At 40.9% G+C, this 12,503-nt stretch carries 9 protein-coding genes and 1 pseudogene; 4 read left to right on the top strand and 6 right to left on the bottom strand.

Features of this window, described 5'->3' with window-relative positions:
• Positions 1-199 precede the first annotated feature (199 nt).
• The 6 genes and pseudogenes from cpcD/petH to IM456_RS08245 form a co-directional block, all read right to left on the bottom strand.
• Positions 200-1,399, bottom strand: a complete 1,200-nt coding sequence (gene cpcD/petH / locus IM456_RS08270; RefSeq protein ID WP_002795570.1) for a bifunctional rod-capping linker CpcD/ferredoxin--NADP reductase PetH — start codon at positions 1,397-1,399, stop codon at positions 200-202.
• Positions 1,400-1,686: 287 nt separating this feature from the next.
• On the bottom strand, positions 1,687-1,911 hold the full coding sequence (cpcD, locus tag IM456_RS08265) for a rod-capping linker protein CpcD (protein ID WP_002795571.1): 225 nt from the start codon (positions 1,909-1,911) through the stop codon (positions 1,687-1,689).
• Between the two features lie 288 nt (positions 1,912-2,199).
• Entirely contained in the window at positions 2,200-3,213 is a 1,014-nt protein-coding gene (gene rlmN / locus IM456_RS08260) for a dual-specificity RNA methyltransferase RlmN (RefSeq protein WP_287692246.1), read from the bottom strand.
• A gap of 300 nt (positions 3,214-3,513) precedes the next feature.
• A pseudogene (locus IM456_RS08255) lies at positions 3,514-3,819 on the bottom strand (DUF4277 domain-containing protein); the annotation flags it as partial.
• Between the two features lie 57 nt (positions 3,820-3,876).
• Positions 3,877-4,476 carry a hypothetical protein gene (locus IM456_RS08250; RefSeq protein WP_149986997.1) on the bottom strand — a complete coding sequence of 200 codons (600 nt, stop codon included), beginning with the start codon at positions 4,474-4,476 and terminating at the stop codon, positions 3,877-3,879.
• Between the two features lie 12 nt (positions 4,477-4,488).
• Entirely contained in the window at positions 4,489-5,055 is a 567-nt protein-coding gene (locus tag IM456_RS08245) for a calcium-binding protein (protein WP_287692242.1), read from the bottom strand.
• Between the two features lie 262 nt (positions 5,056-5,317).
• Between IM456_RS08245 and IM456_RS08240 the strand changes: the two genes are divergently transcribed.
• The 4 genes from IM456_RS08240 (at position 5,318) to IM456_RS08225 (ending at position 12,167) form a co-directional block, all read left to right on the top strand.
• A complete protein-coding gene (locus IM456_RS08240; RefSeq protein ID WP_287692240.1) occupies positions 5,318-6,361 on the top strand; it encodes a hypothetical protein in 1,044 nt (347 codons plus the stop codon).
• Between the two features lie 114 nt (positions 6,362-6,475).
• The gene (locus tag IM456_RS08235) at positions 6,476-6,736 is read left to right on the top strand and encodes a hypothetical protein (RefSeq protein ID WP_002795578.1); all 261 of its coding nucleotides are present in this window, start codon (positions 6,476-6,478) and stop codon (positions 6,734-6,736) included.
• A gap of 74 nt (positions 6,737-6,810) precedes the next feature.
• Positions 6,811-8,628, top strand: a complete 1,818-nt coding sequence (locus IM456_RS08230; RefSeq protein ID WP_287692237.1) for a tetratricopeptide repeat protein — start codon at positions 6,811-6,813, stop codon at positions 8,626-8,628.
• A gap of 62 nt (positions 8,629-8,690) precedes the next feature.
• Entirely contained in the window at positions 8,691-12,167 is a 3,477-nt protein-coding gene (locus tag IM456_RS08225) for a CHAT domain-containing tetratricopeptide repeat protein (RefSeq protein ID WP_287692234.1), read from the top strand.
• Positions 12,168-12,503: the final 336 nt, after the last annotated feature.

Genomic DNA, 12,503 nt, shown 5'->3' with positions numbered 1-12,503 from the left:
ACTAAATCCGTTGAGTATAGGCTACTTGTGAGGACAGGCAAAAGGTAAGAGGCACTCATGCAAAAGAGGGAATAGATAATCAGTTTTTAATAACTAGATTTAGTATTAAAAGCCTTTTAAGAAACTGATCTTAACCGAAGCCAAGACAAAAAGGGTGAGCAATGCCCACCCGAAAAAATTTTCAGAGAACCTTTCTGGTTTAGTAGGTTTCTACGTGCCAGCGATGTTCTTTTTTCAGTTGTTTCTGATAGACAGACCAATCAGCGCCATTTTTAGCAGCAGCACCACTGATAGCATCGTCGATACCATCTTCCATCCCTTTCAGTCCGCACATATAAGCGTGGGTTTTGGGACTTTGGAGTAGATTCCAGATTTCGTCAGCGTGTTCGGCTACCCGGTGTTGAATATACATTCTACCGCCCTGGGGATTTTGCTGTTCCCGGCTGATGGCATAGGTGAGACGGAAGTTATCGGGGAATTCCGCCGCTATTTTCTCTAATTCTTCTTGGTAGAGAATATTGGCCGTTTTGGGAACTCCGAAAATCAACCAAGCTAGACCTTTGAATTTATAATCTTCGTGTTGTTCCTTGAACATCCGCCAGAGGAAAGCTCGGAAGGGAGCGATTCCCGTCCCAGTGGCCATCATAATGATAGTGGCATCTTCATCACCCGGTAGCAGCATTTCCTTACCCACAGGGCCGGTAATAGCCACATCGGCACCCACCTCTACATTACAGAGATGGGTGGAACAAACTCCATAAACCGTTTCCTTGGTTTCTGGGTGTTGGTATTCTAACTGACGCACGCAGAGGGATACGGTTTTATCGTCTAATTTATCACCATGACGGGTGGAGGCGATCGAATAGAGTCTCAATTTATGAGGTTTGCCATTAGCATCGGTACCCGGGGGGATAATACCGATACTTTGGCCTTCTAAATAGCGTAAATCGCTCCCAGAAAGGTCAAAGGTGACGTGTTGTACGATGCCGATACCTCCCTCATCAACGAGAGCATAGTTCTCGATACATTTGCCGATAAAGGGTTGATTCGGACGGTAGATGTTGACGGGGATATCTGTTTTTTCTTTCGCTTGAGTCATGGCCTTTTTCTTGGTCTGTTCGGGGACGGGCGATGATTGAGCGATTGGCTGTGGTGTGGAGGCACTAGAAACAGTTGCTACGGGGGCAATCCCATTGAAGGGTTTGATGCTGACGATACGACCACCTAAACGGGTAATCCGACGCATTTCTTGATTCATGCGACTGTAGGGAACCGTGAAAAACACGCTTCCACTCTGACGGATTGAATAATCCAAGCTGTCAGTATTGTCGTTTTGATTGAGACCCGCCACTTCGTAAACAAATAAACGGTTTCCCGCTAGTGTACTCGGACTGTACATTAAATATAACTCCCAACTCAAGTCACGATAATCGTTCCATAGTTTAGCCTACCATCGGTACACTACACCTAGGCCTAATTGAGAGTTATCTTAAAAAAACCACAGACATCGCTTTTATCCTTTTGGATAGGATAGGTTAAGTCTCTGGTTAAAATCTGTTACATTTGCAGCATTTTACTTTTTATTAAGATTTATGCTACTTTTTCCCATTTATGCTAAAAATCCCCCTAGTTTGCCTGATCAGGACAAAAGCGGGGGACAGATATTACCGATAATTATTTTTTCAACTACTGGGCCGCAGCTGCGTTTAAGGGTTTAATGCTGACGATGCGAGCGCCTAAACGGGTAATCCGACGCATTTCTTGATTCATGCGGCTATAGGGAACGGTCAAAAAGACACTGCCACTCTTACGGATAGAATAATCTAGGTTATCAGTATTGTCATTTTGACTCAAACCGACGACTTCATAGACAAAAAGGCGATTTTCTTTGGCACTAGAGAGACTTTGCATCGAAATGGCTCCGACATTGATGTTATAGTTCTCTAGTTTAGCCTAGCAGGGAGACTAGCAATCTAGTTAGGGTTTGCGGCAAAAAGTTTCTCGTGGGGCCAGGGTGTAGGGTGTAGGGTGTGGGGTGTAGGGTGTAGGGTTTTATTTTAAGGTACTTTTCCCCTGAAATTTCCCCCCGATCCCTCCAATGGCTGGCACTTTTTGATTTTCCAAAAGTCTAAACGTCTTACCCAACAAGGTTTTTAGATGTATTCAGCCAACCCTAGTTAATGGCCGATTTACGCCTGTTTATTGTACCATAACGCTCGATCGCAATTGTCCACAGGCCGCATCGGTCGCTAAACCTCTCGAATAACGGACAGTAACGGCGACTTTTTCCTGTTCTAAAATAGTTTTAAAAGCCTTAATTCTCTTTTCATCAGGCCGTTGATAATCCACCTCTTGAATAGGATTATAAGGGATTAAATTGACGTGAGATTGAAACCCTTTCACCAGTTTGGCTAATTCCCCTGCGTGTTCGGGTAAATCATTCACTCCCGCTAAAAGAATGTATTCAAATGTCACCCGTCGTCCCGTGATTTGAACGTATTCCTGACAGTCTTGGATCAGATTACTTAGAGGATAATGGTCGGCACTGGGGATTAATTTAGCTCTAACTTGTTGATTAGAAGCATGGAGACTAACAGCAAAAGTTACTTGTAAATTATGTGCCGCTAGTTGCTTGATTTTATGGGGTAATCCCACGGTAGAAATCGTTAAACAACGCTGACCGATACCCACATCTTTATTAAGGCAATGAATCCCTGTCACCACTTCGGGGATATTTAATAAAGGTTCCCCCATGCCCATAAATACCACATGACTAACTCGTTGCTGAAAATCCTCCTGTACTGTTAACACTTGGTCAACGATTTCATGAGCTTGTAAATTACGAGTAAAACCCCCTTTTCCCGTGGCACAAAAATCACAGGCCATCGGGCAACCCACTTGGGAAGAAACACAAACCGTCAATCTTTTTTCACTAGGAATTCCCACCGCTTCGATAATTAAACCATCCGCCAGTTTTAGCAGATATTTACGAGTGCGATCGGGTGCTACACTGCGATAATGTATAAGGGAACGACCAATAGGATAGTCTGCCATCTTGCTGCGCCATTCTTGGGGGAATACGGAAATATCCGCCAAAGAATGCACCCCTTTTTCATATAGCCATTGGTGTAATTGTTTACCCCGATAAGCGGGTTGTCCCTGGTCTTTTACCCAGTCGGTCAGTTCCTCTAAAGATTTCGCTAGTAAAGTCATAATTGTTATCGTTGAGCGTCTTACCATTCTAACCGATCAATCATCCCTAGGAGCAAAACCGTAACAAAATTGTATTCATTAATTGACATTTTTTCCCTTTGCTCCTTCTCTAGTCTTTGTTAGTCAATTAAATACTTAAAACTATAACTTCAACTTAGCCTAAGGATTTCTACTGTTGGGTATTCCTTTTTATACTAAATCTGGTTATTAAAAACTGATTATTTATTCCCCCTTTTGCCTCTTGCCTATTGCATGAGTGCCTGTCCTGATATGTAGCCTATACTCAACGGATTTAGTATTATATTCTCCTTCCACTGAGAGGGAAGTAGCATCTAAATGGGAATTCTCGGTCGCCACACCAAATTTTTTCACGGCCGCTAAACTAATCAGTAGGAAAATGGCCGAAACATCAAGTTGATAAAGTTTGTCCATTACTCGACTAATTTTATCATCATTCAGGTGTTTGGGTTCGATGCCATCTCCCCGCAGATGTTCGGTTGCTTTATCTTCAAAAAATTGAGGAAATAAATACAAGGATCGGGAGACAAATCCCAATCCGTTAAGAATAATCGCTTTTACTACTTGCCCAGCTGTGACAATTTCTCCTGGAACCCATTGAGACTTGTTCGTTTGACAACAACCCAATAGCGAGCTACAATGCGATCACTTTCTGGCTTTGCGGATAGCACTCCCTAGCATTAAACCCCCAAGGGTAATATAAGCAAGAACGCTGCTGGATTCTGGAGTCGTTCTTTTAGATGCAACACGAATCTGAACAAGAACATCATCGTCATCATCATCTACAGTGAAAGATGCAGCGTCATCAAGATGAGCTAAGAAGATATTAGCATCTAGTAACTCAAATGTATTTCCTCCGAAACCAAGGCTATTATCTAGATCTGAAAAAACTATTTGTGAAGCCATATCTGTGCTTCCAATTGTAGCGAAAAAACTTTGACCATTCCAGTTAGTTAGAACTGCCAGTGGAATTGGTTGATCTGGATTAAAAGACCCCAAAAAAACCTCACTGTTTGTTGATGGATTATTCGGCAATCCTGAAAGAACTGGAACAAAGTTTTCTGAAGTAGTCCCAAGACCAAACTCAGAATTGGCACCAGCACCACCTCCTAAGGATTTAACGTAAATATCAACCTGATCAGGAAATTTAAACTCTGCTGCACTGCTTGGATTAGTAATACCGCCAACGAATAAAGCAATAGCAAAAGTAAATAAGGGATATTTGGGGTTGCAGGGATTGAACATTTTTGTTGCTCCTCAAAAATTAATTCTTTTTTTGTTGTTCGTTATCTTTTGTTCCTTGAGAACAAGGTTCATGCTTTTAGTTTGACCAGTGAGCAAAAATTCCCCAGTCGTCTGGAACAGGCGAACCAAAAGATTCGCCCGCTGAAAATCCTTGATTACGTCAACTCCTTCTAGAAGAGAACCGAAATAAAAGACATCGGCACCAGTGCCGCCAGTGAGGATATCATTGCCATAGCCGCCATAGACAAAGTCATTCCCAGCGCCTCCTAATAGAACATCCTTGTCGGCTCCGCCAAAGAGATAATCAGTGTCGTTTCCGCCTGATAAAGTGTCAGCACCCGCTTCGCCAATGAGCAAGTCACTACCGTTTCCGCCGAAGACATTGTCATTTCCAGCGCGGCCGAAGATGATATCTGCACCATCTCCACCATCAATGTAGTCGTTGCCTATTCCACCGTCGATGTAGTCGTTGCCCCCTTGGCCGTAAATGCTATCATTCCCTTCATTCCCGTAAAGGGTGTCATTACCGAAACTGCCGAACAAGAAGTCATTGTAAATTGTACCGTTGTAAACTGGCATTAGCTGTCAACTCCTGTGAATTAATTAAGTTGATGATTCAAGTCAAACATTCAGAGCAAATAACATTCAATAGATACTGAATAACAAATTGGTATCAGCCAACAACTCTAAATAACTTTAAATAGCTCTAAATAACCGTACATAACTTTTAATAACCATTAATAACATTGCTTTCTCTTTCTCATAAAAATATTGACAAATCCGAGGAAATGATGTAATCTTTAAATATCTCTATTAATTTTTGATTATTTTTGAACTAAAAATGGTTGGCATTCCTGACACGATAGGAACTAAAGATAAAGACCTATTGCAAAAAGCATTTCTAAACCAGATATTGCAAAATACTGGTTTGATAAAAAATCAAGATCATAGTTGTTTATTTCAACTTCTATATCATCCCAAAAATCAAGATAAAAAAAGAAGTGAAATTGTCGAAATAATGAAAGATAAGCATAATCTTCATTATACGGAAGCAACTATTAATGAATATGCGAAAAGAATTAGGAGAATAATGGTAGATGTGTTTAAACAAGCGATGATAGACGATGGATTAGAATTAAGTGTCAATTTAATTACTACTAAATATGAGAAGAAAGGAAAACCTCAGAATTCAATTGAACCTCATCAAGTGACTTATCAATGGTTATGGGAGAAAAAATTTCCTCGGATGGGTTGGGAATTAGCAAAAGAAGTTGCTGCACCTGCTTGTAATAAGTTAACGATGCTGGATATTAATGAAAATTTTGAGGGAGAAAAATCCCCTAATGGAGGAGCCTCAAACGGTAGTTCAAAAAGGGGTCTAGTTATGAATGGTACTGTAATTAAGCCAGAGCCAGATAAGGGTAATTATATTTATCTTAACAAGCCCCATTATTTATGGGTTGATTTACCTGAAAATGGTAAATATTTATTGTTAATTAATGAGACTGTAGAAGGAAATTTTTATCTCTTTAGTCCTTCAAGAGCATTTGCCTATGTTCCTTATACTAAGCTGTCAGAAGGACTTCGTTTACCTCCGTCTGAAGGACTAGCTCGATTTTTCCAATATGATGCAGTAGGAGATGAATATTTTCTGGCAATTGTCACAGAGCAACCCATTGATTTATCTTGGGTTAATGGGGAATGTGACCCTACAGATATTATCTTAAATCAAGAGCGTCTTGAGGAGATATTTGTTAAATTGGGTCAACAGGGTAATAGTGAAGTGTTTTATAAGCGGTTTAAGGTGGTGGAACAAACAATTAATTACTCTGATCAATCAGCAACAATAATCAGCAACAAAAACTTAGTTTATCAAGGAGAATAGTAACATGAATCAAGCCATAATTAACCAGATACAATAGTATAACTAGATCGCATCATGCCAGCGATCGCATTTGCCTATTGTAAACAGTAATTGCCCATAAAATAGGAAAAAACAATGCAAATTTCTATTCAAATAGACGATGAACACGCTCAAAAACTAGCCTATATTCAACAAACTACCCAAGAAAATACTTTAGAAACCATTCAACAAGCCATTGAACTACGCTATCAACAACTACAAGAAAAAACACACGATCCCCTAGCTAAATTAAAACAAAGTTCCTTTATCGGTAGCTTTGAAGCAGAGGCTGACTTTGCCGAAAACTCAGAAAACATTTTGCATTCACTCCTATCCGAAAAAAATGATCATCGCTGATACAGGATTCTTTCTCGCTAATCAATTACCACAATAAACTCAACTTAAACCGATAACAATTCAAGGGAGAATCAATGATGTCTCTACGTTCTTTCTCTGTCTTAATTGCGCTCTCCATCACGATAGGACTCTCAGCTTGTGGTGTCCAGCGAAGCAATTTTGTTAATAATCAAGGGGTCGAAAAAGCGAGGCACAAAGACTGGAATGGGGCGATCACAGACTATAGTGAAGCAATTCGTCTCAATCCTAACCATGCTATTGCTTACTATAACCGAGGACTTGCCTATGGACAATTAGGGGAATACCAAAAAGCACTCACCGATCATACCGAAGCCATTCGCCTCAATCCTAGTTATGCTGATGCTTACAATGACCGAGGAAATACCTATAATTGGCTAAAAGAATCTCAAAAAGCGATCGCCGACTTTGACCAAGCCCTTCGCCTCAATCCTAACCATGCTATTGCTTACTTTAACCGAGGACTTGCCTATGGACAATTAGGGAAATACCAAAAAGCACTCGCCGACTATACCGAAGCCATTCGCCTCAATCCTAGTTATGCTGATGCTTACAATTACCGAGGAAATACCTATAATTGGCTAAAAGAATCTCAAAAAGCGATCGCAGACTTTGACCAAGCCCTTCGCCTTAATCCTAATAATGCTATTGCTTACTTTAACCGAGCGACTGCCTATAATAACTTAAAAGAATCTCAAAAAGCGATCGCCGACTTTGACCAAGCCCTTCGCCTCAATCCTAATAATGCTATTGCTTACTTTAACCGAGCGACTGCCTATAATAACTTAAAAGAATACCAAAAAGCGATCGCAGACTTTGACCAAGCCCTTCGCCTTAATCCTAATAATGCTATTGCTTACTTTAACCGAGCGACTGCCTATAATAACTTAAAAGAATACCAAAAAGCGATCGCCGACTTTGACCAGGCCCTTCGCCTCAATCCTAACTTGGCTGATGCTTATTTTAACCGAGGACTTGCCTATGGACAATTAGGGAAATACCAAAAAGCACTCGCCGACTATACCCAAGTCATTCGCCTCAATCCTAACTATGCTGATGCTTACTTTAACAGGGGACTTGCTTATAATCGGTTAAAAGAATCTCAAAAAGCAATCGCCGACTATACCCAAGCCCTTAGCCTCGATCCTAACTTGGTTGATGCTTACTTTAATCGAGGCATCGTCCATAATAGGTTAGGAGAATCCCAACAGGCGATCGCCGACTATACCCAAGCCCTTAGCCTCGATCCTAACTTGGTTGATGCTTACTTTAATCGAGGCATCGTCCATAATAGGTTAGGAGAATCCCAACAGGCGATCGCCGACTATACCGAAGCCATTCGCCTCAATCCTAAATTGGCTGATGCTTACAATAAACGAGGGGATACTTACTATTGGTTAAAAAAGTATCAAAAAGCACTCACAGATTATGAACAAGCGATACGCCTTAACCCTAATTTGAAGCAAGTTATTGGTAGCCGATTACCGTCAAGATTACCCCTCCCTAAAAATGGTTACGGAGTGTACAAATTCAATCGGGGAGCAACCAGCAGTACACTCAAAATTATTCCGTCACAGGGAACAGAAAATCTGGTGATAAAATTAGAGAATACAAGCACCAAGAAGGAGATCTGCTGGTTCTTAATAGTAAAGGGTAACTCCCATAAAATGCCCATTCCACCAGGGAGTTATATAATCAAGTTAGCTATGGGGGAAAGGTGGTACGGAGATAAATATCTGTTTGGCACTCAGGGTTCTTACAGCAAAATTGACCAAGAGATCACCATTCCAGAGTATACAAATTACACCATCTTTCTTGAGCCGAATCTATTAGGTACACTCACACAACAAAAGATCGAGGCGAACGAGTTTTGACAATTTTGTCTCCGTACAATTTTTACCATATATCAATTTATTATTTAGAGGTTTGATTATCTATGACTTCAAAAGCAGAAGATTTCGTTCAACAAGGGATACAAAAAGCTCAAAAAAACGATTTACAGGGGGCGAGTACGGATTTATTCAAGGCGGTGGATATATTCCAGCAACAAGGAAGACTACAAGAGGCTCAACAAGTATTAGAAATAATTAAACAATTTTTTTCAACTCCATGGTCACAAATTATCCTCTACCTAGCTAGTTCTGAAGATGAAGATTGGGGCAAGCTTCACAGCCCCCGATCACAATATCTAGACAACCCAAGTGCAGATCGTCAACGTCGTATTATTAGTACAGAAGAACAACTTGGCGCTCTCGATTCATCAGATCGACAAATTGGTCGTCAAAGTCTTGATGATGACCATCCAAAAGATGTAGAATATCTACATAATTTAGCCATATTATATAAGTCAAGAGGACAGTATAGGGAAGCTTTACCCCTCTTTCAACAAGTTCTAGAAATTTATAGTGAAAGTCTCGGAACTAACCATATTCAATACGCTGCTGCCCTCAATAATTTAGCTAATTTATATGGGTTAATGGGACGGTATAAAGATGCTTTATCTTTTTATCAAAGAACGCTAGAGATTTTCAGTGAACATCTTGGAACTGAGCATCCTGACTATGCTAATTCTTTAAATAATTTGGCTATATTATATGAATCAATGGGACGGTATAGAGAAGCTTTACCCCTGTTGAGACAAGTCCTAGAAATTTTTGGGACAATTCTTGGAGTTGAAGATCCTGATTATGCTGTTTGTCTGAATAATTTAGCCGATTTATATGAATCAATGGGGCAGTATAACGACGCTTTACCTCTAGTACAACAGTCCTTAGAAATTCGTCGTCAAAGTCTTGGACTAGACCACCCAGAATACGCTCAATCTCTAAACGTTATAGCCAATTTATATAAGTTAATGGGGCAGTATGATAAGTCTTTACCTCTTTATCAAGAATGTATAAAAATTCGCCGTCAAAATCTTGGAAATAATCATCCTGACTATGCTACTTCTCTTGATAATTTAGCCGATTTATACCATTTAATTGGACAATACGATGATGCTATATATTTCTATCAACAGTCCTTAGAAATTCGTCGTCAAAGTCTTGGAAATGATCATCCTTACTGTGCAATATCTCTCAACAACTTAGCCGCTATATATCAGTCAATAGGACAGTATGAAGAAGGTTTATCTCTGGCACGACAATCTCGAGAAATTCGTCGTCAAAGCCTTGGAGTTAAACATCCTGACTATGCACAATCCCTAAATAATTTAGCCAATTTATATATGTCAATTGGACAATATAAGGAAGCTATATCTCTCCATAAAGAAGCTCTAGGAATTCGTCATATAAGTCTTGGAAATCGACATCCTGACTATGCTACTTCTCTAAAGAATTTAGCTTTTTTATATCAATTTATGGGGCAGTATTCGCTGTCTCTCCCTCTGTTACACCAAGCTGTAGAAATTCGTTATCAAAGTCTTGGGAGTAAACATCCCCACTTTGCAGATTCTTTATATAATTTAGCCCTTTTATATACAGCAACCAACTGCCATAAACCAGCCCTAAAATTAATGCAAGAAGCGGCAGATATTGATTTAAAAACTATCTCGACCATCTTTAGCATTAGCACCGATAAGCAACGCCTCAACTATCTTGCCGAAAACTACAACAAAGTAGAAGCATTTCTCTCCCTAGTTTTCCAGCACTTTCCTAATAGCCCCGAAGCGGTACAATCTGCCTATAACCTCATCTTAAGACGGAAAGCGATCGCAACCGAAACCGCCATCCTGCAAAAAATCGCCCTTTTATCCCAACAATACGCCCATCTTGCCCCCAAACTCCAACAATGGCAACAAATCAGACAACAACTCGCCAAACGCTGTTTTGATATACCCACCCCCGAACAACTTCCCTACTACCAACAAGAAATTAAATCCCTCGAACAACAAGCGGAAAACCTCGAACGAGAATTAAATATCCCCGAACTTAACCTCGAAAAAGAACTGCAAAACGCTGATTTTCGTACCATCGCTTTAGAATTACCCGAAGGAACTACCCTAATTGAATTTTTCAGGTTTAATAACTACAATTTTCAGGCAATTCCCGCCAACGGTGACGCTGCATCCTTTCCCCCTCGCTATCTCGCCTTTATCCTACCTGCCCAAGCCCCAGAACAGCTAACTATGATAGATTTAGGAGAAGCTGAACCCATAGACAAATTAGTGAAAGAGTTTCGGGAATCGGTAGAAAACCCACGAGGATTAAGTGTGGCCGTATTTAAGAAACAAGAGGATATACTGTCAAAAATTGAACTAAGCCAGCTTATTTTTGACAAAATCAAGCCTTATCTCACCCAAGAATTAATTATCTGTCCCGATGGCGAATTAAACTGCTTACCCTTTGAAATTTTACCCACCGATAAAGGCAGCTACTTAATGGATGAATATCGCTGCAACTTCTTAAATGTAGGGCGAGATATCCTGCGCTTTAAAGCCAAAATTCCCGCCAAAGTCACCTATCCCCTCGTTATCGCTAACCCTGACTATAACTTAGCCAGTCCCGAAAACACGCCATCAACTGCTGAAAATGAGGAAAAATTCCCCTTTAAACCATCCTTACGCAATTTAGCCACCTCTAGACAAGGACAAATATTCAACTCCCTCCCCGGCACCGAAATCGAAGGCGAAAAAATCGCTAAAATACTCAGAGTCAAACCCGTTACCGCCGCCAAAGCTTTAAAACCTCTTGTCTCCAAAGCCCAAAAAGCCCCTTATATTCTCCATATTGCTACTCATGGCTACTTTCTCGGCGATATAACCCCCGAACTGGACACAATTAACCAAAACTTCATGTTATCGAGTCTTTCCGCCTCAGAAAGATTCCAAGTCGGCACCAGACAAAATCCCCTGTTGCGTTCAGGTTTAGCCTTTGCGGGGGTGAATACGATGTTAAACGGCGGTAAACTACCCGAAAAAGCCGAAGATGGCTTATTAACTTCCCTAGACGTGCAATCTATCAATTTAGCGGGGACAGAGTTAGTCGTTACCTCCGCCTGTGAAACCGCCTTAGGAGACCTCTACACAGGAGAAACCCTCATCGGTTTGCGTCGTTCCTTCATCCAAGCAGGAGCAAAAACCGTTATTATCAGCCTTTGGAAAGTGGAGGATGTGGCTACCACTATCTTAATGCAGTATTTCTATTATTATCTCCTGAAAGCAAAACTTAGCAAAGCAGAAGCTTTGAGAAAAGCCAAATCTAGCCTCCAGCGTCTCACCATCGCCAAAATGCGTTCCCAATGGCTAACGGAAGATGCCATCAAATCGGCAGAAAAACACAGTATAGGAACTGCTACCCATTTGCGGGAATTAAGTCAAAAATCTGATTTAGAACGCCCTTATGAAGCTCCTAAGTATTGGGCTGCTTTTATTTGTTTAGGGAATCCAGCCGGTCTTCCGCTTTTACCATTTTGACAGGCGAGCAAGGGACAAAATCTCAAAACCCACATTCCGCACCCTAAGTGTCACAACGTCTCAAAAGAGGAAGGGGCGTGAGTCAAAATACTTATCTAGAGGAGTGAGTTGGCGGCAAGCTTTCGATGCCATCTCCCAGCAGATGTTCGGTTGCTTTATCTTCAAAAAATTGAGGAAATAAATAGGGTTTGCGGCAAAAAGTTTTTCGGTGGTGGCAGGGTGTGGGGTGTGGGGTGTGGGGTGTGGGGTTTTACCGGTTTTGAGGTGGCCAATTACCTAATTTTCAGGGAAAAAGTCCCTGAATTTTCCCCCTGATCACTCCCATGCCGGGTACTT

The sequence above is a fragment of the Microcystis sp. M079S1 genome (assembly GCF_020246425.1).
Taxonomy (GTDB): Bacteria; Cyanobacteriota; Cyanobacteriia; order Cyanobacteriales; family Microcystaceae; genus Microcystis; species Microcystis aeruginosa.
Note: the sequence above shows the minus strand (reverse complement) of the source record. Positions and strands in the feature narration are given on the sequence as shown.

Excerpts from the sequence above, each read along its gene's own strand:
- cpcD (WP_002795571.1), bottom strand. The coding sequence starts at position 1,911 with ATGCAAAGTCTCTCTAGTGCCAAAGAAAATCGCCTTTTTGTCTATGAA.
- IM456_RS08225 (WP_287692234.1), top strand. The coding sequence starts at position 8,691 with ATGACTTCAAAAGCAGAAGATTTCGTTCAACAAGGGATACAAAAAGCT.
- IM456_RS08230 (WP_287692237.1), top strand. The coding sequence starts at position 6,811 with ATGATGTCTCTACGTTCTTTCTCTGTCTTAATTGCGCTCTCCATCACG.
- IM456_RS08235 (WP_002795578.1), top strand. The coding sequence starts at position 6,476 with ATGCAAATTTCTATTCAAATAGACGATGAACACGCTCAAAAACTAGCC.
- cpcD/petH (WP_002795570.1), bottom strand. The coding sequence starts at position 1,399 with ATGTACAGTCCGAGTACACTAGCGGGAAACCGTTTATTTGTTTACGAA.
- rlmN (WP_287692246.1), bottom strand. The coding sequence starts at position 3,213 with ATGACTTTACTAGCGAAATCTTTAGAGGAACTGACCGACTGGGTAAAA.
- IM456_RS08245 (WP_287692242.1), bottom strand. The coding sequence starts at position 5,055 with ATGCCAGTTTACAACGGTACAATTTACAATGACTTCTTGTTCGGCAGT.
- IM456_RS08240 (WP_287692240.1), top strand. The coding sequence starts at position 5,318 with ATGGTTGGCATTCCTGACACGATAGGAACTAAAGATAAAGACCTATTG.
- IM456_RS08250 (WP_149986997.1), bottom strand. The coding sequence starts at position 4,476 with ATGTTCAATCCCTGCAACCCCAAATATCCCTTATTTACTTTTGCTATT.